Here is a 20,460-nt window from a genome sequence, read left to right as displayed (position 1 = left end):
GAAGCGCCGAGTGGCGGCACGTTTGCGATTGGGGTGTGGAGTGCGACACGCGCGGAGGTCACAATCTTGTAAACCCCGCGCCGTTACCGTATTGTTACCGCAGTAGTACACGGCCGTATCACAGAAGGAACCATCCCCGCTATGTCCCGCACCACCTCCCGCACCCCCGCTGCACGGCGCGTTGTGGCCAGCACTGTGGCTGGCGCCGCGATCGTCGGCAGCGCCACCGCTGCCGTCGCCGCGCAGAAGGACATTACCGTCGACGTGAACGGTGAGACCACCAACGTCTCCACCTTCTCCGGCGACGTGAACAAGGCCCTCGAGGCCGCCGGCGTGCAGGTGAGCGACAAGGACGTGGTCTACCCGGCGCCGGGCGAGAAGCTGGCCAACGGCGACACCGTCACTGTGCGCACCGCCAAGCCGGTCGCCGTGGTGGTTGACGGCGTGGCGCAGGAGCTGACCTCCACCGCCGCCACCGTGGGCGACCTCATGGATGAGGCGGGCCTGGCGGCCAACGCCGCGACCGACGTGGACCGCGACCAGCCTGTGACCGAGGGGCTGAACGTGGATGTGACCACCCCGAAGATCGTGGCCATCAATGACGGCGGCAACGTCACCTACACCTCCGCTGCCGCGAAGACCGTCGGCGACCTGCTCGCCGAGCGCGGTGTGACCTTCGACTCTAATGACCGCCTCAACGTCGCCCTGGATGCGCCGGTGACCCCGAACATGCAGATCACACTGGACCGCGTCGAGCTGCTCAAGGACCGCGAGATCGTGGACGTGAAGGCTCCGGCCGAGTACGTCGACGACCCGGAGCTCGAGGAAGGCACCGAGGAGGTCCGCAAGGAAGAGGTGCTGGGCGAGAAGCAGGTCGTGCGCCACACTGTCGTGGTCAACGGCGTGCCGGAGGAGACCTTCATCGCGTCCGCGCACGAGACCAAGGAAGCGCGCCCGGCCGTGATCCACCGCGGCACCAAGAGGCCCGCCAAGTCCGAGCAGGGCAACACCGGCGCCGCCGCCCCGTCCGTCGCGGGCGGCTCCGTGTGGGACACCATCGCGCAGTGCGAGTCCGGCGGAAACTGGGCCATCGACACCGGCAACGGTTTCCAGGGCGGCCTGCAGTTCACCCCGAGCACCTGGGCAGGCTTCGGCGGCACCGCCTACGCTCCGAGCGCCAACCAGGCGACCCGCGAGCAGCAGATCGCCGTGGCCGAGAAGGTCCAGGCGGCGCAGGGCTGGGGCGCATGGCCCGCCTGCACCGCCAAGCTGGGCATTGGCTAGTCGCTCCGCGCCCCACCCGGCTGGGTAAGCTGGGTCCCCATGAGCCAATCCCACCTGCTGGGCCCCGTCGAGATCCGCGAGCTCGCCGCTGAGCTGGGCGTCACCCCGACGAAGAAGCTCGGCCAGAACTTCGTGCACGACCCGAACACGGTGCGCCGCATCGTCGCCGCCGCGGAGCTGACCCCGGACGACGTCGTCGTGGAGGTCGGCCCCGGGCTCGGCTCGCTCACCCTCGGCCTGGTGGACACCGCCGCCCACGTCACCGCCTTGGAGATTGATCCGCGGTTGGCGGGCCGGCTGCAGCAGACCGTCGAAAAGCGTGCCCCCGACCACGCTGCGAAGCTGACGGTGACTAACATCGACGCGCTCGCGGTGACCCGCGCCGATCTGGACGTCGCGCCGACCGCGCTGGTGGCAAACCTGCCCTACAACGTTTCCGTGCCGGTCCTGCTGCACCTGCTGGAAGAGTTCCCCACCATCCGCCGCGTGCTGGTGATGGTGCAAAAAGAGGTCGCTGATCGCCTCGCGGCCGCGCCGGGCTCGAAGATCTACGGCGTGCCGAGCGTCAAGGCCGCGTTCTACGGCGACGTTTCGCTCGCCGGCACCATTGGTAAGCACGTCTTCTGGCCCGCGCCGAACATCTCCTCGGGCCTCGTGCGCATCGACGTCACCGCTGATGCCGCGCGCCGCGCCGTGCGCCCCAAGGTTTTCCCGCTTATCGACGCCGCGTTTTCCCAACGCCGCAAAACCCTGCGCTCGACCCTCGCCCAGGTCTACGGCGCCCCCGCGGCCGCCGAGGAGGCGCTCACGGCGGCCGGGATCGACCCCGGACTGCGCGGCGAAAAGCTGGGGGTCGAGGACTTCATCCGGCTCGGGGAGGCGCGATGAGCAACGGTGCGCAACGCTTCTCCGCATCTGCCCCCGGCAAGGTCAACCTGCATCTGGGCGTTGGCGAGGCCCGCTCGGACGGCTACCACGACCTGGTCAGCGTCTTCCAGGCGGTGGATCGCCGCGAGACGGTGACGTTGGTCGTGCAGGACGCGCCCCCGGTGTCCACCGGCAGCGTGGTCACCGGTATGACCACCACGTTCGGGGTGCGGCGCCCGGAGGAACACATCGACGCCCCCTTCAACCTGGCCTGGCGCGCCGTGGACGCGGTGGTGGACGAGTACCGCCGCAGCGGCGCAGAGGTGGTCACCGCGCTGCCGCCGGTGCACATCGAGGTGGACAAGCAGGTCTTCGTCGCCGGCGGGATGGCCGGCGGCTCCGCCGACGCGGCGGCCGCGCTCGTGGCGGCGGACGCCTACCTCGCCGAATTTGCCGGCAGCGAGCTCGGCCGAGACACGCTTCACCGGCTCGCCGCACAACTGGGCGCGGACGTCCCATTCTCGCTCATGGGCGGCACCGCGCTCGGCACCGGTCGCGGCGACGAGCTCGTGGAGATGCTCACCCGCGGCAGCACCCACTGGGTGTTCCTCAACCCCAAGGTCGGCATCCCGACCGGGCAGGCGTTCGGCCTGCTCGATGACTTGCGGCACAATGACCCCGCACTCGTCCCGCGCCTGGGCACCGCCACGGTAGCGCGGGCCCTGACGCGGGGCGACGCCCACGAGCTCGGCCGCGCGATGCACAACGACCTCGAGGCGGCCGCCACGACCATGCGCCCGATCCTCGTGGAGATCCTCGCCTTTGCCGGCGCGCTGCCCGGCGTCGCGCGCTCGATGGTGTCAGGCTCCGGGCCGACGATCGCGCTGCTGTGCCGCGACGCCGCCGCGGCCGAGCAGGTGCTGGGACAGGTGCGCGAGCGCTACCCGGACTACGAGTCCTTCGGCGCCACGGGACCTTCGCCTGGGGCACAGGCGGCACAGTAAACTCAGGTTCGTTATGGCGAATCTGATCAATCTGGAAAACGTGTCCAAGACGTGGGGGCTGAAGACCCTGCTGGACGGGGTCTCGCTCGGCGTGCAGACCGGCGACCGCATCGGCATCGTCGGCGTCAACGGCGGCGGCAAGACCACGCTGCTCGAGGTGCTCACCGGCATCGAGCCGCCGGACGCGGGCCGCGTGTCGCACAATTCGGACCTGCGCATGGCGGTGGTGACGCAGCGCTTCGACCTGGATGAGCAGCTCACCGTGGGCCAGGCGGTGGTGGAGCCGCTGGGGTTGCAGACGTTCGAATGGGCGTCGAATAGCAAGGTGCGCGAGGTCCTCCAGGGCACCGGCGTCGCGGAGCTCGGCCTGGACACCCAGGTGGGCAACCTCTCGGGCGGCGAGCGCCGCCGCGTGAACATCGCAGCCGCGCTCGTGCAGGACCTGGACCTGATCGTGCTCGACGAGCCGACTAACCACCTGGACGTGGAGGGGGTGCAGTGGTTGGCCAAGCACCTGCTCTCGCGCAAGCTCGCCGTGGTGGTGGTTACCCACGACCGCTGGTTCCTCGACACCGTAGCCACCCTGACCTGGGAGGTCCACGACGGCACGGTCGACGTGTACGAGGGCGGCTACAACGACTGGACGTTCGCCCGCGCCGAGCGCGCCCGCCAGGCCGACGCGATTGAGCAGCGCCGGCAAAACCTGGCGCGCAAGGAGCTCGCGTGGCTGCGCCGCGGCGCCCCGGCCCGCACCTCCAAGCCCCGCTACCGCATCGAGGCCGCCGAGGCGCTCATCGCGGACGTGCCCGCCCCGCGCGACTCGATCGAGCTCATGGCCTTTTCCAAGCAGCGCCAGGGCAAGGTGGTCATCGAGCTGGAGGACGCGCGCATCGACGCCCCCGACGGCCGGACCCTCGTGGACCACCTCACCTGGCGCCTCGCCCCGGGCGAGCGGATCGGCCTCGTCGGCGTCAACGGCTCCGGCAAGACCACGCTGCTGCGCACCCTCGCCGGCGAGCACGCGCTTCACGACGGCAAACGCGTCGAAGGCCAGACCACCCGCATCGGGTGGCTGCGCCAGGAGCTCGACGACCTGGATCCCTCCCGCACCGTCATCGACGCGGTGGAGGACGTGGCCAACTACGTCCACGTGGGCAACAAGGAGATCTCCGCCTCCCAGCTCGCCGAGCGGCTCGGGTTCTCGCCGAAGCGGCAGCGGACCCCGGTGCGCGACCTCTCGGGCGGCGAGCGCCGGCGCCTGCAGCTGACCCGCGTGCTCATGAGCGAGCCGAACGTGCTGCTCCTGGACGAGCCAACCAACGACCTGGACATCGACACCCTCCAGGAGCTGGAAAACTTGCTCGACTCCTGGCCGGGCACGCTCGTGGTGATCTCGCACGACCGCTACCTCATCGAGCGCATCGCGGACGTCACCTACGCCCTGTTCGGCGACGGGAAGCTGACCAACCTGCCGGGCGGGATCCAGCAGTACCTGGACCGGCGCGCGGCCACGTCCACGTCGTCGGGTCCCCTGGATTTGGGGGAGAAGGAGCACGGGGGCGTCGAGAAGCAACAGGCCCTGAGCTCGCAGGAGGCGCGAGAGCTGCAGAAAAGGATGAAGGCGCTGGACCGCAAGATTGCGAAGGCGGACGAGCAGATCGCCGCCGTGGAGGGCGAGATTGCTGCGATGTCCGCGCAGGACGCGCCCGACTTCGAGGCGATCGGGGCGAAGACGAGGCAGGTTGGCGAGCTGAAGGACCAGCGCGACGAGCTGGAGATGGAGTGGCTGGAGCTGGGTGAGCAGCTCGAGGGGTAGGCCGCAGTGGCGCGTAGGTCACATGATCGCCTAACATTACGTGGGTCACTTTCCCGCGTATAACGAAATGGGGGTCACCGCAATGGCCACTCAAGAGCAGCAGACCAGAGAAGCCGCGCAAGGCTCTGGCAAGGGGATCGGTGCGATGGTCGGCGCCGTCTTCCTCATGGCGACCTCGTCCATCGGCCCCGGGTTCCTCACCCAAACCTCGGTCTTTACCGTCCAGATGGGCGCAGCACTCGGCTTTGCCATCCTGTTGTCCATCATCGTGGACATTGCGATCCAGCTCAACGTGTGGCGCGTCCTGGGCATCTCCGGGCTGCGCGCCAACGAGCTGGGCAACATCGTGCTGCCGGGCCTGGGCTGGTTCATGGCGGCGCTGGTGTTCATCGGCGGGCTGGTCTTCAACATCGGCAACATCGCGGGCACCGGCCTGGGCGTGAACGCCATGCTGGGGCTGGACCCGAAGATCGGCGGCGGTATCTCCGCGGCGATCGCCGTCCTCGTCTTCCTGTCCAAGCGCGCCGGCGTGGCGCTGGACCGCATTGTGGTGGTGCTCGGCGCCATCATGATCCTGCTCATGCTGTACGTGGCGATCGTCTCGCAGCCGCCGGTGGGGGAGGCGCTCAAGCAGACCGTCCTGCCCGAGCGCGTCGACTTCCTCACCATTACCACCCTGATCGGCGGCACCGTCGGTGGCTACATCACCTTCGCCGGCGTCCACCGCCTCATTGACTCCGGTAACTCGGGCCTAGAAAACATCAAGCAAATCACGAGCTCTTCGGTGCTGGGCATCATCGTCATTGGCATCATGCGCGTGCTGCTCTTCCTCGCCGTGCTTGGCGTGGTGGCGACGGGTGTGGCGCTGTCCGAGGACAACACTGCGGCGGACGCCTTCTACCAGGCGGCCGGCGAGTTCGGCCTCCGCGCGTTCGGCCTCGTCCTCTTCGCGGCCGGGCTGTCCTCGGTGATCGGCTGCTCCTACACCTCGGTTTCCTTCGTCACCACGCAAGCGACCTCGGAGCGCACCCGCAACCTGCTTACCGTCTCCTTCATCGTGGTGTGCGCGGTGGCGTACCTGCTCATGGGCGCCGCGCCGCAGATGCTGCTCATCTTCGCGGGCGCGTTTAACGGCATCATCTTGCCGATCGGCTTCGCCGTGGTCATGTGGGCCGCGTGGCGCCGCCCGGACCTGCTCAAGGGGTACCGGTACCCGAAGTCGCTGCTCATCATCGGCTTCGTTGTGCTGCTCGGCTCCGTCGTCCTGGGCGTGATGTCCCTGACGAAGCTGGGCGCGCTGTGGGCATAAACCCGGCAGCCATGACTCCGGCGGAGGCGCGCGCCTACTTCCGCGAGCACAACGTCACCACGACCGCAGGCTTCGCGCCGGGCAACGTGCAGGCCAACCTGATCGCGGTGGACAAGCAGCACGCCTTCGATTTCCTGTTGTTCGCGCAGCGCAACCCGAAGCCGTGCCCCGTCATTGGCGTCCTCGAGCCCGGCCAGGTCAGCTCACACCTCATGGAGGGCGGCGACATCCGCACGGACATCCCCGCCTACCGCATCTACCGCCACGGCGAGCTCGTTGAGGAAACCACCGACGCCACCGAGTATTGGACGAAAGACATGGTCGGCTTCCTCATCGGTTGTTCATTCACGTTTGAGCGGGCGCTTCTCGACGCCCACGTCCCCGTCGCCCACATCGCCCAGGGCCGCAACGTGCCCATGTACCGCACGAACCTGCAGTGCGAGCCCGCCGGCGTATTCGCGGGACCCATGGTGGTGTCCATGCGCCCGATCCCGGCCGGCCAGGTCGCCGACGCGGTGCGCATCACCTCGCGCTACCCGGCGGTGCACGGCGCGCCCGTGCACGTGGGCGACCCCTCCCTGATCGGCATCGAGGACCTCGGGCAGCCCGACTTCGGCGACGCCATCGACATCCCGGCGGGCACCGTCCCCGTGTTCTGGGCGTGCGGGGTGACCCCGCAGTCCATCGTCATGCACTCGAGGCCGGACCTGGCCATCTGCCACTCGCCGGGCAAGATGCTCATCACGGACGTGCACGACGCCGAGTACCAGGTGCCCTAGCGTCCCCTAGGAAATCGTGGCGATCGTCGCGTTCGCCTTCACGCGCTCGCCCGCGGCCGCCGTCAGGGAGATCTGGCCGTCGCGGGTGGCCTTCACGCTGGACTCCATCTTCATTGCCTCGATGGTGGCCACGGCGTCGCCCTTGGACACCACGTCGCCGTCGGCAACGAGCCACTCAACGATGGTGGCCTCGTACTTCACCGTGACTGCGCCAGCGGCATCAGCCGCACCAGGAGCCGGCTCGGCACTACTGCCCGCAGCTCCGCCGCCGGAGAGCAGCGCGACCGGCACGCCGACGGTGTGAAGCTTGCCGTCGATTTCGATGACCAGGGACGTGCGATCGTCGTAAATGTGCTCAATGTCCTCCACCTCGTGCTGCGCCGAGGGTGAGTAGTTGTGGTCGACCCAGTCGGTGTAGACGTCGAGCGAGTCGCCCGTGAGCTCCGGCGCGGTGATCATGTCGCGGTGGAACGGCAGGACGGTGCGCACGCCGCCGATGGAGAACTCCTTGAGCGCCTGCTCGGCGCGGCGCATCGCGGTCTCGCGGTCCGGGCCCCAGACGACGAGCTTGCCCATCAGCGAGTCGTAGTAGGCGGGGATGGTCCACCCGGTCATCACGCCGGAATCGACGCGGATGCCGGGGCCGGTGGGCAGGTCGAAGCGGGTGATTGTGCCGGGGGAGGGGGCGAAGCCGTTGGTGACGTCCTCTGCGTTGATGCGGAACTCGAAGGCGTGGCCGTTGACCTCGGGGTCCTTCCCGGCGAAGGAAAGGGGCAGGCCCGCGGCGACGCGGAACTGCTCGGCGATGATGTCCACGCCGGTGACCTGCTCGGTAATCGGGTGCTCCACCTGCACGCGGGTGTTGACCTCCAGGAAGGAGACCGTGCCGTCCTCGGAGACGATGTATTCCACCGTGCCCGCGGACTGGTAGCCGGCCTGCTGGCAGATGGCGCGCGCGCCCTCCTCGATGGCGGTGCGCTGCTCGTCGGTGAGGAACGGCGCCGGCGCCTCCTCGATGAGCTTCTGGAAGCGGCGCTGGGTGGAGCAGTCGCGGGTGCTCAAGACGGCGACGTTGCCGTGGGCGTCGGCAAGCACCTGCGCCTCGACGTGGCGCGGGTGGACGAGGAACTTCTCCACGTAGCACTCGCCGCGCCCGAACGCCTCTTTCGCCTCGCGGCCCGCGGAGGCAAAGCCCTCCTCAATGTCGGCCTCGTCGAAGACGACCTTCAGGCCGCGCCCGCCGCCGCCGAACGCCGCCTTGATGGCGATGGGCATGCCGTGCTCGGCGGCAAAGTCGCGCGCCTCTTCCCAGGTCTCCAGCGGCTCCCCGGTGCCGGGCGCGAGCGGCGCGCCGACCTTGACGGCGAGCGCGCGGGCGGACAGCTTGTCGCCCAGCAGCTCGATAGCCTCCGGCGGTGGGCCCACCCAGCGCAGGCCCGCTTCCTCGACGGTGCGGGCGAAGTCGGCGTTTTCGGACAGGAAGCCGTACCCGGGATGCAGGCAGTCCGCGCCGGCGCGGTAGGCGATGTCGATCAGCGCCGGGATGTTCATGTACGTCTCCGCCGAGGTCTTGCCCGGCAGGAGGTAGGCCTCGTCCGCCACCTGGGTGTGCAGCGCGCCGGTGTCCGGCTCGGAGTAGACGGCGATGGAGCGGATGCCCAGGTCGCGGGCGGTGCGCGCGATGCGCACGGCGATCTCTCCGCGGTTGGCAATTAGGACGGCGGTCAGCGGCTGGTGCGGGGTGGCGTTAGTCATTCTTTTCCTCAAACAGTTCGAAGCGGATGGTGCCCCCGGGCGGGAGCTGGGTGGCAATGTCGACGTCCTCGTTGATCACCGTGGCGATGACCGGGTAGCCGCCGGTGACGGCGTGGTCGCGCAGGAACACGACGGGCTGGCCCGACGGCGGGATCTGCACGGAGCCGGCGACCATGCCCTCGGAGGGAAGCTCCTCGGTGCGCGCCCGCTCGAGGCCTTGCTCGGAGTCCAGCCTCAGGCCGACGCGGTTGGATTCCGCGGTGACGGTGTAGGTGGTGGAGAGGAACTGCTCGATCGCCGCGGGACTGAACCAGTCGTCGCGCGGCCCGAGCACCACGCGGACGGTGCCCGTGGTGGTCGCGCCCTCCTTGCGCACGCGCAGTGGGTTGGACAGCAGCGCGTTCGCGGACTGGGGTCGCGTGAGCGATATGGCGATGGTGTCACCCGCGCGGATCGGATCGGGACCGAGCCCGGAGAGCATGTCTGTCGCGGCGGAGTCCAGCTCCGTGTCGGCGATGAGCCCGCCGCGCACCGCGATGTAGGTGCGCATCCCCAGGCGGGCGGGCGCCACGACGACCTCCGCGCCGGCGGGCACGATCGTCGGCGTGGCCAGCAGGGCGGGGCGGCCGCCTACCGTCACGTCCGCGTCGGCGCCAGTGACGCAGATGACCGTCTCAGCCAGCGCCGTCAGCGTCAGCCCGCCGATGTTCTCCAGCAGGGTGGCGTTGCGCTTGTTGCCCACCGCGGCGTTGGCGGCACGCGCGCTCGCCCGGTCCGCCGACCCGGACGTGGTCACGCCGAGGTTGCCGTTGCCCTGCCGGCCCAGGTCCTGGTAGAGGGTCTGCATGCCCGGGTCTTCCACGGAAAAGATGGGGCGGCGCGGCGGCGCGGCCAGGTGGTGGTGGCTCGTCTCGGTCGCGTCCTCGAGCGCGTCAACGGCGCGGTAGTGGACCCGGTCGCCGGGCGCGACGAGCGCTGGCGGGGTCGCGGCGGAGTCCCACATCGGGGTGTGCGTGGTGCCGATGAGCTGCCAGCCGCCCGGCGAGGTGCGCGGGTAGACCGCGGAGAACTCGCCCGCCACGGCCACGGCGCCGGCGGGAACCTCGGTCCGCGGGGAAGTCAGCCGCGGCACGCTCAGCGCCCGCGCCGGGTCCTCCGGCACGCAGTAGGTAAAACCGGGGGCAAACCCGCCGAAGGCCGCGACCCACGTCGTGGAGGTGTGCCACGCGATCAGCTCGTCCACGCTCATGTGCAGGGATTCGGCCAGGGAGGCGGTGTCGGCGCCGTCGTAAAGAACTGCGATCTCCACGTCGCGGGGTGCGCGCTGCTCGGCGGAGCTCGGGCTTATCGACGCCAACCTCCCCGCCGCCTCTCGCGTCGCCGTCGGGGAGTCGAACGTGAGGAGCACGGTGCGGGCCGCGGCGATGACGTCGGTCTGGCGCGGCAGCGGGTTCGCCTTGAGGAAGGCGTGCCAGTTCATCACGGTGGTCAGGTCGGGCAGGTCCACCATGAGCCCGCGGGTGCCTACCGGGGTGATGCGTACGCTCATAGGAAGCTCGCGATCGTGATTCCGGACTGGCCGAGTCGCTCGACCACGCTGCGGGTGAGCTCGACGGAGCCGGGCGAGTCGCCGTGGACGCAAACGGACTCGGCCTGCACCTGCACCTCGGTGCCGTCGATGGCGGTCACGGAGCCGGTTGCGGCGACCTGCAGGACGCGCTGGGCGACCTGCTCGGGGTCGTGCATCACCGCGTTCGGCTCGCGGCGCGACACCAGCGTGCCGTCCGGGTTGTAGCCGCGGTCGGCGAAGGCCTCGCGGATCACGCGCAGCCCAGCGCGCTCAGCAATGTCGCAGGCCACGCCACCCGGGAGCAGCATGACGGGCAGGTCGCGGTCGAATGCCTTGATGCCGTCAATGACCGCCTTGGCCTGCGCCTCGTGGTGCACGATCGCGTTGTAGAGGGCGCCATGGGGCTTGACGTAGCGCACCTGCAGGCCCTGGGCGCGGGCGAGTGCGTCGAGGGCGCCGATTTGGTAGAGCGTTTCGCTGGCAAGCATGCCCGGCTCGTAGTCCACGAAGCGGCGGCCAAACGCGGCCGGGTCGTGGTAGGCAATGTGGGCGCCGACCGAAACGCCGTGTTCCGCGGCGGCGGCCAGCGTCGCGGCGATGGTGTGGGGGTCGCCGGCGTGGAAGCCGGTGGCGACGTTGGCGCTCGACACCATGCCGAGCATGGCCGCATCGTCGGCGACGGGGTTGCCGGCCGTGGTTTCTCCCAGGTCGGCGTTGAGGTCAATGGTGGTGCTCACAGGCGGCATCCCTTCTCACAGCTGAAGCATTGAACGTGGGCGACGGAATGCATGGTGCGGCTCACACGAGGCGGGTGCTAGCTCGTGGGCCACAGGCAGATCCTGACACAGTTATACTCCGCCACGTATGCGGTGGGCTAAATCGGTTCGCCGTTGTTGATCTTGGCAATCAGCTCGTTGACCATCCGCCCCTGCTCTTCCAGCGATTCCTGCAGGTAATCGGACGCCTCCTGCCGGCGCTCCTCAAGCAGGAGCTCGACGAGATGCTCGTTGACGTCAATGAACTGGCGGTGAAACGTTGGCTGCTGCTGCACGATCGGCAGCGTGGCCAAGCGCAAGAAGGCGTCGAGCTGGTCCATCGTGTCGCCCAACGTCTTGGACCCCATCGCGGAGAGGACGACGTGGTGGAACGCCTGATTGATCGCGGAGACGAGGTCATCATCGTTCTGTGCGATCGCCTCCCGTGCTTCCTCGTTGAGCAGGGTGAGCCGCTCGATGTCGAGGTGCTCGCCCCACAGCAACGCCGCGGGCTCGATGGCGGCGCGGGCGCGGTAGGTGTCCGTGACAAACTCGGGGGAGGGGGTGGCCAAAAATACGCCGCGGTTGGGAAGTCGCTCGCACAGCCCCTCCGACGTCAGCATGGCAAACGCCTCGCGCAGCGTGTTGCGCGAGACGCCGAAACGTTCGGCCAGCGCTACCTCGTTGAGCTTCTGGCCAGGCGAAAACTCGCCACGCGAGATGGCGCGGCGAACTTCGGCGGCAACATTTTGGGCAAGCATGGCATCCGGCTCGAGGTGGGGAAGAAGACAACATATTTACGGTACTCGCTACAGCCGGGTGGAGGAGGGGAAACTCCCCCTTTTATGCACCGGGCCGAGCGCGAGCGCGTACATTGCAGACAAGCGTAGCGCAGAGTTGTTGAACAATTGGCGCGCAACCCCATCCGCCAAGTCCGGGTACGGTGGTCCACATGATTTTGATTAACGTACGATTCAAGCCGCTTGATGAGCACGTAGAGAACTTCCGCGAGGTCGTGTCGGAGTTCACCAACGCCAGCCGCGCCGAGGACGGCTGCCTCTTCTTCAACTGGTACCGCTCCGAGGATGACCCGAAGGAGTACCTGCTCGTTGAGGCGTTCAAGGACGACGCCGCTGAGGCGCACGTCAACTCGCAGCACTTCAAGGACGCCCAGGAGCTGTTCCCGAAGGTCCTGAAGGAGACCCCGACCATCATCAACACGCTCATCGAGGGCAAGACCGAGTGGGACGAGATGGCGGAGTTCAAGGTCAACCGCTAGGTTGAGCATTTTGCTCGGCAGCTTTCATCCTGGGTACGGTGAAAGACATGAGCGAAGAACATGCGGCGAAGAAGCCGCCGAAGCTTTCCAAAAAGGCGTACGAGCAGGAGCTCGTGCGACTCCAGGCGGAGCTTGTGCAGATGCAGCAATGGGTCGTGCGCACCGGCGCGCGCCTCGTCATCGTGATGGAGGGGCGCGACGCTGCCGGAAAAGGGTCCGCGATCAAGCGAATCACCCAGTATCTCAACCCGCGCACGTGCCGTATCGAGGCGCTGCCAAAGCCGACCGAGCGCGAGCAGGGGCAGTGGTACTTCCAGCGCTACGTCGAGCGGCTCCCAGCAGCGGGCGAGATCGTGATTTTTGATCGCTCCTGGTACAACCGCGCCGGCGTCGAGCGCGTGATGGGCTTCTGCTCCTCGCAGGAGTACCGCCGCTTCCTCCACCAGGCCCCGATTTTCGAGCGTCTCCTGGTAGAAGACGGGATCATGCTGCGCAAGTACTGGTTCTCGGTGTCCGACGAGGAGCAATACAAGCGCTTCCAGTCCCGCAAGGAGGACCCGCTGCGCCAGTGGAAGCTCTCGCCGATGGACTTGGAGTCCATCACCCGCTGGGAGGATTACTCCCGCGCGAAGGACGAGATGTTCATCCACACCGACATCCCGTCCGCGCCCTGGTACACGGTGGAGAGCGAGGACAAGAAGCGCTCGCGCATCAACGTCATCTCGCACCTCCTGTCCACGGTGCCCTACGAGCACGTCGAGGTGGACCTGCCGGAGATTCCGGAGCGCCCGGAGATCACCGACTACGAGCGCCCCCCGCGCGAGGAGTTCCGCTACGTGCCGGACGCCGCCGCGAAGCTGGAGCAGCGCCGCGTTGAGTCGGAAAAGCCCGGCAAGAAGCACAAGAAGGGCAAAAAGAAGAAGAAGTAGCGTTACTGCTTCGGGTACCCGCGCGGCGTGGACACGGTCGGGTCGCGCGGGATCCAGAACCTGAGTGGGGCGTCCGCGTTTTTGCTAATACCAATGCGCGGCCCGGCCACCCATTCCGGCTCCGTCTCTCGCGGCGTGAGCTCAACTGGCGTCCCGTTGTCCGCGAGCTCGAGCCCCAGCGCCTGCCCTAAATTCCCTGGACCACGCGCCAGATTTGCAAAGGGAATCCGGTTGCGATCAGGCCGCTGCCGTCGCTTCCGCGCGAGCGGCTCGCCCGCGATGACTTCGCCGCCGCGCATGAGACAGCCCTGCCCGTCGCCCTCCGGCGCGCAGACAATGTTGCCGTTGAGGTGGATCCCGTACGACAGGTAGACGTACAGCCGCCCGCCCGGCCCGAACATGGCGGCGTTGCGGGCGGTCTTCCCCCGGTGCGTGTGCGCGGCCGGGTCGTTCGCGCCCGTGTAGGCCTCCACCTCGGTCAGCCGCACCGTCACGCCGCGGTGCGTGATCAGGCACCCCAGCAACTGCGGGGCGACGAGGTCAGCGGGTTGTGCGAAGTCGATCATTTGGCCCATTGGGCAAGCTTATCGACGGCCGCGTGCTCCCCATTCGTCCCAATGACCTCATGCGCAATCGCCTTGAGGTCCGAGTGCGCGTTCCCCATCGCGACGGCGGTGCCGGCGGCCTGCAGCATGGAGAGGTCGTTGAGGTAATCGCCGATCGCGGCGGTGTCCTCCTGCGCGATGCCGAGGGTTGCCGCCAGCGCGGTGAGCGCCGCGCCCTTGGACGCGGCCGGCGGCATGATGTCCAGCCAGTGCTTGGAGCTCACGAGCGCCTCGAGCTCCGGCACCGTCTCCCGGACCCAGGGCAGGCCGTCCAACTCGGCGTCGCCGTCGACGAAGAGGGCGATTTTGACGATGCGGTGCGCGGGGGCGTCGGCAAGCGTGCTGATCTGCGCGTTGGCCAGGTAGTACTTGTCCACCTCGCGCTGCACCTCGGCGGGGGTGTCGGCGAGCGTGAAGGAGGCCTCGGGCGTGCACATGACGGGGTGGGCGGTGAAGGGGGCGTGCGGGAAGGCGTCGACAAAGCGACGCACGGTGTCCTCCGGCATGGTGACGGCGGACACGATCTCGCCCAGGTGCTGGACCACGGCTCCGTTTTCCGCGATAAAGGTGTCGGGCTCGTTGCGCGCAAACATGGAGCGCAGCGTGGCCAGCTGGCGGCCGGAGGCGGGGGCGACGGTGATGCCGGCGGCGCGCGCCCGGTCGAGCGTGTGCCAAAAGTGCTCGGGGATCGCCCCGCTGGGGGTGAGAAGCGTTCCGTCCATATCCAGGGCAACCAAGCGCGGGGCATTCATTCTTCACACCATACCCGCTGTCTCCACACCCGCATTCGCTGTGATGTGCAACACTAGGGGGTATGACTGAATCCTTGAACACCGAATTGCTCAACATCGATGTCCGCGGCACCACGGGCATCATCACGCTCAACCGGCCGAAGGCCCTGAACTCGCTCAACGGAGAGATGATCCACGGCATCTACACGGCGCTGCGCGCGTGGGAGGCCGACGAGGCGATCACGCAGGTGATCGTCTGCTCGAGTTCCAAGCACTTCTGCTCGGGTGGCGACGTGAAGTACGCGCGCGAGGGCGTCCTCGCCGGAAGGGCCGAGGAGATCAGCGCGTTCTTCGCCGAGGAATACGAGATGAACAACTACATTGCCAACTACCCCAAGCCGTATATCGCGCTGGTCTCCGGCGTGGACATGGGCGGCGGCATGGGGATCTCAGCGCTCGGCTCGCACCTGGTGGTGCACAAGGACGCGTTCGCCTCCATGCCGGAGATGAACATCGGTTACATCACGGACGTGGGTCAATCCTGGAAGCTGCAGCACCTGCCGGCGCGCCCGTCGCTCGCGCTCGGGAAGTTCCTTGGGCTGACCGGCTACCGCATGACCGCGGACGACATGCTCGCGCTCGGCCTGGCCTCGCACAAGGTGGAGACGCTCGAGGGGCTCGTGGAAAGGCTTATCGACGAAGGCGTCACCGCCCTTGACGTCCTCGCCCTCCCCGCCGGCGAGAGCGGGCTTGCCCGGTGGTACGAGCAGATCGAGGAGGTCTTCGCCGGCTCGTGGGCCGAGATTGAGGGCCGACTCGACGCCGCTGGCGAGTTCGGCGCCAAGGTCCGCGAACTTACCGCGCAGGCCTCGCCCTCCGCGCTCGTCGCCGCGGCCGAGCTTTTTCACGCCAACGCCAACCAAGACCTCGCCGGCTCCCTGGACAACGAGCGCGTGCTCGGCGAGCTGATGCGCGAAGAGCCGGACTTTGCGGAGGGTGTGCGCGCGGTGCTGGTGGACAAGGATCAGGCGCCGTCGTTCGCGCCCCAGCCGTCGCCGGAGAAGTACAGGGCGGTGCTGAAGTAGGGGAGGTTAAATCAGAAACGTCTCCACTGCGCGGACGATCGAGTCCCACAGGCCGATGACCGAGTAGCTCAGGTCGTCGAGGGAGGCCTGCCACGATACGGGGAGGATCTCCGTCGTCGGGGTGAAAAGGGCGTCGCGAAGGTCCTGCGCGCCGGAATGCATGTTGTAGTTCAGCTGCGAGCTCAAATCCATGGCAGACATGCTACGCCGAAGTAGCGGTGTTGGCACCGCAGGAACTCCCTCTCTGAGCGAAAGTACGAACCGGGGTGTGCGCGGAAACTGACACCGAACCAATTAATGGTGTGATGTGTGCGCCAGAGAATGCCTAGGTGACACGCGGTTTTCTTTAGGGCGAACTCTCGTCATCGCGCGCGGCCTGGCGCGCTAATATAGGGGTGCATGTGGGTCTTCGGAATGCCCCCGAACCGAACATGATTCGTACACCAACGACCGTATTTGAGGACTACAGTGACACAATCAACTACCCCCGCCGCTGACTGGAACCACAAGCTCACCCTCGCGCAGGAGATGCTCCCGCTGATCAGCCAGCTGCACCGCGAGCACAACGCGGTCACGTCTATCTACGGCCGCCTGCTCCTGGGGGCCACGGACATCGACATCATCAAGGCGCACCGCTACGCGCGCCGCATCGTCGAGCGCGAACTGCCACTTGATGACACGCTGCCCATCCTGAAGGAACTGGTCAAGATGGACCTGGGCACCGCGTCGATCGACCTGGGCCGCCTGGCAAAGAATTACTCCCGCACGGATGGCAAGGATCTGCGCGAGTTCCTGGAAGAGGAGCTCGCCGAGGTCGTCGGGACCTCCTCTGAGCTGCAGGCTCGCGACGTTGTCCTGTACGGCTTCGGGCGCATCGGTCGCCTGCTCGCCCGCATCCTCATTTCCCGCGAGGCTGCCTACGGCGGCGTGCGTCTGCGAGCCGTAGTGGTGCGCAAGAAGGGCGAGGACGACATTGTGAAGCGCGCGTCCTTGCTGCGCCGCGACTCTGTCCACGGCGCGTTCGACGGCACGATCACCGTGGATAAGGAAAAGGAAATCATCTGGGCGAACGGCACCCCGATCCAGATGATCTACGCCAACGATCCGGCTGAGGTGGACTACACCGCCTACGGCATCAATGACGCGATCGTGGTGGACAACACCGGCGCGTGGCGCAACCGCGAGGGGCTGTCCAAGCACCTCGAGTCCAAGGGCGTCGACCGCGTCCTGCTCACCGCGCCGGGCAAGGGGGACATCCCGAACATTGTCTACGGCATCAACGAGGGCATGATTGGCGACGAAAAGGTGCTGTCCGCCGCGTCCTGCACCACGAACGGCATTACGCCGGTGCTCAAGGTGATCAATGACCGCTACGGGGTCAAGCACGGCCACGTCGAGACCGTGCACGCGTACACGAACGATCAGAACCTGGCGGACAACTTCCACAAGGGCGATCGCCGCGGCCGCGCCGCCGGCCTGAACATGGTGCTCACCGAGACGGGGGCTGCCAAGGCCGTGTCCAAGGCACTGCCGGAGTTTGAGGGCAAGCTGACGGGCAACGCCATCCGCGTGCCCACCCCGGATGTGTCGATGGCGGTGCTCAACCTGGATCTGGAGACCGAGGTGGAGAAGGAGGAGGTCAACAACTTCCTGCGTCGCGTGTCCACGGACTCTAACTTGCGCCAGCAGATCGACTACATCCAGTCGCCCGAGGTCGTCTCGACGGACCTGCTCGGCACCACGCACGCCTCCGTGGTGGACGGCCTGGCCACGATCGCCTCCGGCAATCACCTGGTGCTCTACGTCTGGTACGACAACGAGTACGGCTACTCCCACCAGGTGGTGCGCGTGGTGGAGGAGATCGCGGGTGTGCGCCCGAAGATCTACCCGGAGCGCAAGGCTCCGGAAGAGATCAAGTAACTAGGGTCATGCGCCGTAAGCTCGCCGCCGTTGCCAGCGTGTTCGCGCTGGCCGGCTGCGGTGCGCACGGCACCGAAATGGGGTTGCAGGACGCCGCGCTCGCCGGAGACTTCACCGTCGCGGATGTGGCGGGGCCGGGAGTGGAGCGGGCGTACGTATTCTGCCCGTACACGGACAAGGCCGAAGCGCAGCGCCTCGGCTTCAACCCAGACGACGTGCCCGGCATTGACGGCGATGTCCAGGCTTGGGAGACCGCCTCCGGCATCGGCGTGATCGCAGACGGCCGCGCAAATATCGAGTGGTTCGACCCGCGCAACGTTGATGCCTGTGGTCCGGGTGTGGACCCTTACCAGGACATTGATCCTTCGGCGAGAGTGCGGACAGCGACGGAATCCCGCGAATACGCGGGCGGGGAGACCGCCGAGGTTACCGTCCTGCGTTTCGAATAACCTCGTCGTAGTAATCGACCACCTGCTCTGAGGAAGCTCGCCACGTCCAGCGCTGCGCTTCCGCCCGGGCTGCGGTGGAAAGCTGGGTGCGCAATGCGTCGTCTTGGAGCACGCGCACAATTTCATCGGCCCACGTGGTTTCCGGCGCATCTGGATCCACAAGGATGCCAGTTTCGCCGTCGTCAATGACAAAGGGCAGGCCGCCGGCGTTGGCAGCCACGACCGGAAGGCCCGACGCGAAGGATTCAAGTGCGGCGAAGCCAAGCGTTTCGGTGGTGGAGGGGAACAACAACACATCGCCGGAAGCGTAGGCGGCAGCGAGCTCGGCCCCCGAGAGGTAGCCGGTGAAGACGGCCCAGTCGGGAGGGCTGGAACGTACCTCGTCGTAAAGCGGGCCCTCGCCCACGAACGCGATACGCGCACCAGGAACTCGCTTGCGGACTTCCTCCATGATGGGGAAGCAGCGCTCGACGGATTTTTCCGCGGAGATACGACCAACGAACATTACGAGCGGGCCGCCGCCCAGGCGCTCGCGCATCGACACTGAACGAGCCTCGGGGGTAAAGCGCTGCGTGTCGACGGCCTTCGGCCACAGGCGAACGTTGGGGATGCGATACTCAGCAGCTTTGTCCATCATCGGACCGGATGTGACCAGATTGATTGCTGCACGGCCGTGGAACGTGCGAAGCCCCCACTTCGCAATGGGCTTGACCCACGGAATCCCCAGCTTGACGCAGTATTCCGGCACGTCGGTGTGGAACGAGGCGAGCATGGGGAAAAAGCGCGAGATGACAAGCGATGACCAGCCAGCGGTCCAGATTGGGTTGACTGCGTGCACAATGTCGGGGTTGAACTCGCGGAGGCGACGAAACGCCTTCGGCCCGAGCATGCCGTGTTTGACCTCCGGGTAAACCTTCAGTGCCCGCGAGGGGATAGGCACGACCTCGAATCCCGCATACTCCGTGGGAGGGTTGCCCGGGGCGAAGATGATGACTTCGTGCCCCATTTCTGCCAGCTGGTCGAGGTGGCGGGTGATGCGTGTGACCACCCCGTCGATTTTCGGTAGGAAAACCTCGGTGACTATCGCAATGCGCATGCGCTTACTGCTCGCCGGTGGGGACGCCAGCCGTCTGCTTCGCCGTCCATAGCGAGCGCGCCGGGATCTTCGAGCGGTCCGCCCGGTCGGCGTACTTGCGTGCTACGTCCTCGACCTCGGTGAGCAGGCCCTCCGCCAGCTTGGTGGGCTCGAGCCCGAGCCCGATAAAGGTGTCGTTCTTCACGTGTAGTTCGTTCTCGGCGGATTCCTTGCGCGGGTTCGGCACCATCTGCACCTCGGCGCCAGAGAGCTTTGCGACGAGCTGCGCCAGGTCCCGCACGCGGTGCGTCTCCGTCATCTGGTTGAAGATCTTCACGCGGTCGCCCTTGGCAGGCGGGTTCTCCAGGGCGATCTGGATGCACTTGCACATGTCCTGGATGTGGATGAAGGCGCGCGTCTGCCCGCCGGTGCCGTGGACGGTGAGCGGGTAGCCCACGGCGGCCTGCATGAGGAAACGGTTGAGCACGGTGCCGTAGTCGCCGTCGTAGTCGAAGCGGTTGATGAGGCGCTCGTCGCGCTGCGTCTGCGCGGTGTGGGTGCCCCAGATGATGCCCTGGTGGAGGTCAGTGATGCGCAGCTCGTCGTTCTTGGCGTAGAAGGCGAAGATGTTCTGATCCAGCACCTTGGTCATGTGGTAGACCGACCCCGGGTTGGTGGGGTAGAGGATCTCCTGTTCCACGGTGGTGCCGTCCTCGGTGTCCACCTTGATGTCCAGGTAGCCCTCTGGGATCTCCATCCCGGCGGTGCCGTAGCCGTAGACGCCCATGGTGCCCAGGTGTACGACGTGCACGTCCAGTCCGGATTCCACGATGGCCACGAGCAGGTTGTGCGTCGCGTTGACGTTGTTATCTACCGTGTATCGCTTCGCTCGAGGCGTCTTCATGGAGTACGGCGCGGCGCGCTGCTCGGCGTAGTGAATCACTGCATCCGGCTGGAACTCCTGGATGAAGGCGAGCAGCCCCTCGTAGTCCTGCGCGACGTCGAGATGGCGGAAGCCGATCGTGTGCCCGGAGATTTCGTTCCACGCCTGCAGGCGCTCCTCAATGGAAGCGATCGGGGTCAGGGAGGTCACGCCCAGTTCCTCGTCGATGGCGCGGCGTGACAGATTGTCCACAATCACCACGTCGTGGCCGAGGTCGGAGAGGTGCAACGAGGCCGGCCAGCCACAGAATCCATCCCCACCAAGAACCGCAATCTTCACTTCCGAACAACCTTTCCGTCAACACA

Annotated in this window: 20 protein-coding genes; 11 read left to right on the top strand and 9 right to left on the bottom strand. The window is 67.1% G+C overall.

Annotated features, from left to right (window positions below):
- Positions 1-141: 141 nt before the first annotated feature.
- From CKJ85_RS01665 to CKJ85_RS01640, 6 genes are all read left to right on the top strand, one after another.
- Complete coding sequence (locus CKJ85_RS01665) at positions 142-1,284, top strand: resuscitation-promoting factor (protein ID WP_095535730.1); 1,143 nt, start codon at positions 142-144, stop codon at positions 1,282-1,284.
- 39 nt (positions 1,285-1,323) lie between these two features.
- Positions 1,324-2,172: a 16S rRNA (adenine(1518)-N(6)/adenine(1519)-N(6))-dimethyltransferase RsmA gene (rsmA, locus tag CKJ85_RS01660; protein WP_095553222.1), complete on the top strand. Its 849-nt coding sequence runs from the start codon at positions 1,324-1,326 to the stop codon at positions 2,170-2,172.
- Complete coding sequence (locus tag CKJ85_RS01655) at positions 2,169-3,155, top strand: 4-(cytidine 5'-diphospho)-2-C-methyl-D-erythritol kinase (RefSeq protein ID WP_095553221.1); 987 nt, start codon at positions 2,169-2,171, stop codon at positions 3,153-3,155. Before rsmA ends, CKJ85_RS01655 begins: the two co-directional genes overlap by 4 nt.
- Before the next feature lie 13 nt (positions 3,156-3,168).
- On the top strand, positions 3,169-4,971 hold the full coding sequence (locus CKJ85_RS01650; RefSeq protein ID WP_095553220.1) for an ABC-F family ATP-binding cassette domain-containing protein: 1,803 nt from the start codon (positions 3,169-3,171) through the stop codon (positions 4,969-4,971).
- Between the two features lie 145 nt (positions 4,972-5,116).
- Positions 5,117-6,280 carry an NRAMP family divalent metal transporter gene (locus CKJ85_RS01645; RefSeq protein ID WP_198947128.1) on the top strand — a complete coding sequence of 388 codons (1,164 nt, stop codon included), beginning with the start codon at positions 5,117-5,119 and terminating at the stop codon, positions 6,278-6,280.
- The gene (locus CKJ85_RS01640) at positions 6,271-7,059 is read left to right on the top strand and encodes a putative hydro-lyase (protein ID WP_369825009.1); all 789 of its coding nucleotides are present in this window, start codon (positions 6,271-6,273) and stop codon (positions 7,057-7,059) included. The genes CKJ85_RS01645 and CKJ85_RS01640 overlap by 10 nt, the downstream gene beginning before the upstream one ends.
- Positions 7,060-7,065: 6 nt before the next feature.
- Here the strand turns inward: CKJ85_RS01640 and CKJ85_RS01635 are convergent, their stop codons facing one another.
- The 4 genes from CKJ85_RS01635 to CKJ85_RS01620 all read right to left on the bottom strand — a co-directional run bounded on the left by CKJ85_RS01635 (position 7,066) and on the right by CKJ85_RS01620 (position 11,900).
- Entirely contained in the window at positions 7,066-8,814 is a 1,749-nt protein-coding gene (locus CKJ85_RS01635; protein WP_095553218.1) for a biotin carboxylase N-terminal domain-containing protein, read from the bottom strand.
- Positions 8,807-10,363, bottom strand: a complete 1,557-nt coding sequence (locus CKJ85_RS01630; RefSeq protein ID WP_095553217.1) for an urea amidolyase family protein — start codon at positions 10,361-10,363, stop codon at positions 8,807-8,809. Before CKJ85_RS01630 ends, CKJ85_RS01635 begins: the two co-directional genes overlap by 8 nt.
- Positions 10,360-11,130 carry a LamB/YcsF family protein gene (locus CKJ85_RS01625; protein ID WP_095535722.1) on the bottom strand — a complete coding sequence of 257 codons (771 nt, stop codon included), beginning with the start codon at positions 11,128-11,130 and terminating at the stop codon, positions 10,360-10,362. Before CKJ85_RS01625 ends, CKJ85_RS01630 begins: the two co-directional genes overlap by 4 nt.
- A 128-nt stretch (positions 11,131-11,258) precedes the next feature.
- Positions 11,259-11,900 carry a GntR family transcriptional regulator gene (locus tag CKJ85_RS01620; RefSeq protein WP_095545963.1) on the bottom strand — a complete coding sequence of 214 codons (642 nt, stop codon included), beginning with the start codon at positions 11,898-11,900 and terminating at the stop codon, positions 11,259-11,261.
- A 191-nt stretch (positions 11,901-12,091) separates the two neighbouring features.
- Here CKJ85_RS01620 and CKJ85_RS01615 point away from each other — a divergent pair, with 191 nt between their 5' ends.
- Together CKJ85_RS01615 and ppk2 are read left to right on the top strand one after the other, a co-directional pair.
- On the top strand, positions 12,092-12,418 hold the full coding sequence (locus tag CKJ85_RS01615) for a putative quinol monooxygenase (RefSeq protein ID WP_095276950.1): 327 nt from the start codon (positions 12,092-12,094) through the stop codon (positions 12,416-12,418).
- A 47-nt stretch (positions 12,419-12,465) separates the two neighbouring features.
- Positions 12,466-13,347, top strand: a complete 882-nt coding sequence (gene ppk2, locus CKJ85_RS01610; protein WP_095537708.1) for a polyphosphate kinase 2 — start codon at positions 12,466-12,468, stop codon at positions 13,345-13,347.
- A 2-nt stretch (positions 13,348-13,349) separates the two neighbouring features.
- Here the strand turns inward: ppk2 and CKJ85_RS01605 are convergent, their stop codons facing one another.
- Together CKJ85_RS01605 and CKJ85_RS01600 are read right to left on the bottom strand one after the other, a co-directional pair.
- Positions 13,350-13,913 carry a DNA-3-methyladenine glycosylase gene (locus CKJ85_RS01605; RefSeq protein ID WP_095553216.1) on the bottom strand — a complete coding sequence of 188 codons (564 nt, stop codon included), beginning with the start codon at positions 13,911-13,913 and terminating at the stop codon, positions 13,350-13,352.
- Positions 13,910-14,704, bottom strand: coding sequence for an HAD family hydrolase (locus CKJ85_RS01600; protein WP_095553215.1), 795 nt, complete (start codon positions 14,702-14,704; stop codon positions 13,910-13,912). Before CKJ85_RS01600 ends, CKJ85_RS01605 begins: the two co-directional genes overlap by 4 nt.
- A 62-nt stretch (positions 14,705-14,766) precedes the next feature.
- Between CKJ85_RS01600 and CKJ85_RS01595 the strand changes: the two genes are divergently transcribed.
- Positions 14,767-15,768: a 3-hydroxyisobutyryl-CoA hydrolase gene (locus tag CKJ85_RS01595; protein WP_095553214.1), complete on the top strand. Its 1,002-nt coding sequence runs from the start codon at positions 14,767-14,769 to the stop codon at positions 15,766-15,768.
- Positions 15,769-15,774: 6 nt separating this feature from the next.
- Here the strand turns inward: CKJ85_RS01595 and CKJ85_RS01590 are convergent, their stop codons facing one another.
- On the bottom strand, positions 15,775-15,960 hold the full coding sequence (locus tag CKJ85_RS01590) for a hypothetical protein (protein ID WP_095276937.1): 186 nt from the start codon (positions 15,958-15,960) through the stop codon (positions 15,775-15,777).
- Between the two features lie 276 nt (positions 15,961-16,236).
- Between CKJ85_RS01590 and CKJ85_RS01585 the strand changes: the two genes are divergently transcribed.
- Positions 16,237-17,688 (top strand): glyceraldehyde-3-phosphate dehydrogenase, encoded by a 1,452-nt coding sequence (locus CKJ85_RS01585; protein ID WP_095535715.1) that lies wholly within the window; start codon positions 16,237-16,239, stop codon positions 17,686-17,688.
- Positions 17,689-17,696: 8 nt separating this feature from the next.
- Complete coding sequence (locus CKJ85_RS01580; protein WP_095553213.1) at positions 17,697-18,137, top strand: hypothetical protein; 441 nt, start codon at positions 17,697-17,699, stop codon at positions 18,135-18,137.
- Here CKJ85_RS01580 and CKJ85_RS01575 read toward each other — a convergent pair.
- Positions 18,115-19,233 (bottom strand): glycosyltransferase family 1 protein, encoded by a 1,119-nt coding sequence (locus tag CKJ85_RS01575; RefSeq protein WP_095553212.1) that lies wholly within the window; start codon positions 19,231-19,233, stop codon positions 18,115-18,117. The genes CKJ85_RS01580 and CKJ85_RS01575 overlap by 23 nt on opposite strands.
- Positions 19,234-19,237: 4 nt before the next feature.
- Positions 19,238-20,434 carry an NAD-dependent epimerase/dehydratase family protein gene (locus tag CKJ85_RS01570; RefSeq protein ID WP_095553211.1) on the bottom strand — a complete coding sequence of 399 codons (1,197 nt, stop codon included), beginning with the start codon at positions 20,432-20,434 and terminating at the stop codon, positions 19,238-19,240.
- Positions 20,435-20,460: the final 26 nt, after the last annotated feature.

This window comes from Corynebacterium sp. NML 150383 (assembly GCF_002285085.1).
GTDB classification, from domain to species: domain Bacteria; phylum Actinomycetota; class Actinomycetes; order Mycobacteriales; family Mycobacteriaceae; genus Corynebacterium; species Corynebacterium gottingense.
This window is presented reverse-complemented; position numbering and strand designations above follow the sequence as displayed.

Excerpts from the sequence above, each read along its gene's own strand:
- CKJ85_RS01630 (WP_095553217.1), bottom strand. The coding sequence starts at position 10,363 with ATGAGCGTACGCATCACCCCGGTAGGCACCCGCGGGCTCATGGTGGAC.
- CKJ85_RS01590 (WP_095276937.1), bottom strand. The coding sequence starts at position 15,960 with ATGGATTTGAGCTCGCAGCTGAACTACAACATGCATTCCGGCGCGCAG.
- CKJ85_RS01580 (WP_095553213.1), top strand. The coding sequence starts at position 17,697 with ATGCGCCGTAAGCTCGCCGCCGTTGCCAGCGTGTTCGCGCTGGCCGGC.
- CKJ85_RS01615 (WP_095276950.1), top strand. The coding sequence starts at position 12,092 with ATGATTTTGATTAACGTACGATTCAAGCCGCTTGATGAGCACGTAGAG.
- CKJ85_RS01575 (WP_095553212.1), bottom strand. The coding sequence starts at position 19,233 with ATGCGCATTGCGATAGTCACCGAGGTTTTCCTACCGAAAATCGACGGG.
- CKJ85_RS01665 (WP_095535730.1), top strand. The coding sequence starts at position 142 with ATGTCCCGCACCACCTCCCGCACCCCCGCTGCACGGCGCGTTGTGGCC.
- CKJ85_RS01595 (WP_095553214.1), top strand. The coding sequence starts at position 14,767 with ATGACTGAATCCTTGAACACCGAATTGCTCAACATCGATGTCCGCGGC.
- CKJ85_RS01655 (WP_095553221.1), top strand. The coding sequence starts at position 2,169 with ATGAGCAACGGTGCGCAACGCTTCTCCGCATCTGCCCCCGGCAAGGTC.
- ppk2 (WP_095537708.1), top strand. The coding sequence starts at position 12,466 with ATGAGCGAAGAACATGCGGCGAAGAAGCCGCCGAAGCTTTCCAAAAAG.
- CKJ85_RS01600 (WP_095553215.1), bottom strand. The coding sequence starts at position 14,704 with ATGAATGCCCCGCGCTTGGTTGCCCTGGATATGGACGGAACGCTTCTC.
- rsmA (WP_095553222.1), top strand. The coding sequence starts at position 1,324 with ATGAGCCAATCCCACCTGCTGGGCCCCGTCGAGATCCGCGAGCTCGCC.
- CKJ85_RS01605 (WP_095553216.1), bottom strand. The coding sequence starts at position 13,913 with ATGATCGACTTCGCACAACCCGCTGACCTCGTCGCCCCGCAGTTGCTG.
- CKJ85_RS01645 (WP_198947128.1), top strand. The coding sequence starts at position 5,117 with ATGGTCGGCGCCGTCTTCCTCATGGCGACCTCGTCCATCGGCCCCGGG.
- CKJ85_RS01635 (WP_095553218.1), bottom strand. The coding sequence starts at position 8,814 with ATGACTAACGCCACCCCGCACCAGCCGCTGACCGCCGTCCTAATTGCC.
- CKJ85_RS01650 (WP_095553220.1), top strand. The coding sequence starts at position 3,169 with ATGGCGAATCTGATCAATCTGGAAAACGTGTCCAAGACGTGGGGGCTG.
- CKJ85_RS01625 (WP_095535722.1), bottom strand. The coding sequence starts at position 11,130 with ATGCCGCCTGTGAGCACCACCATTGACCTCAACGCCGACCTGGGAGAA.
- CKJ85_RS01620 (WP_095545963.1), bottom strand. The coding sequence starts at position 11,900 with ATGCTTGCCCAAAATGTTGCCGCCGAAGTTCGCCGCGCCATCTCGCGT.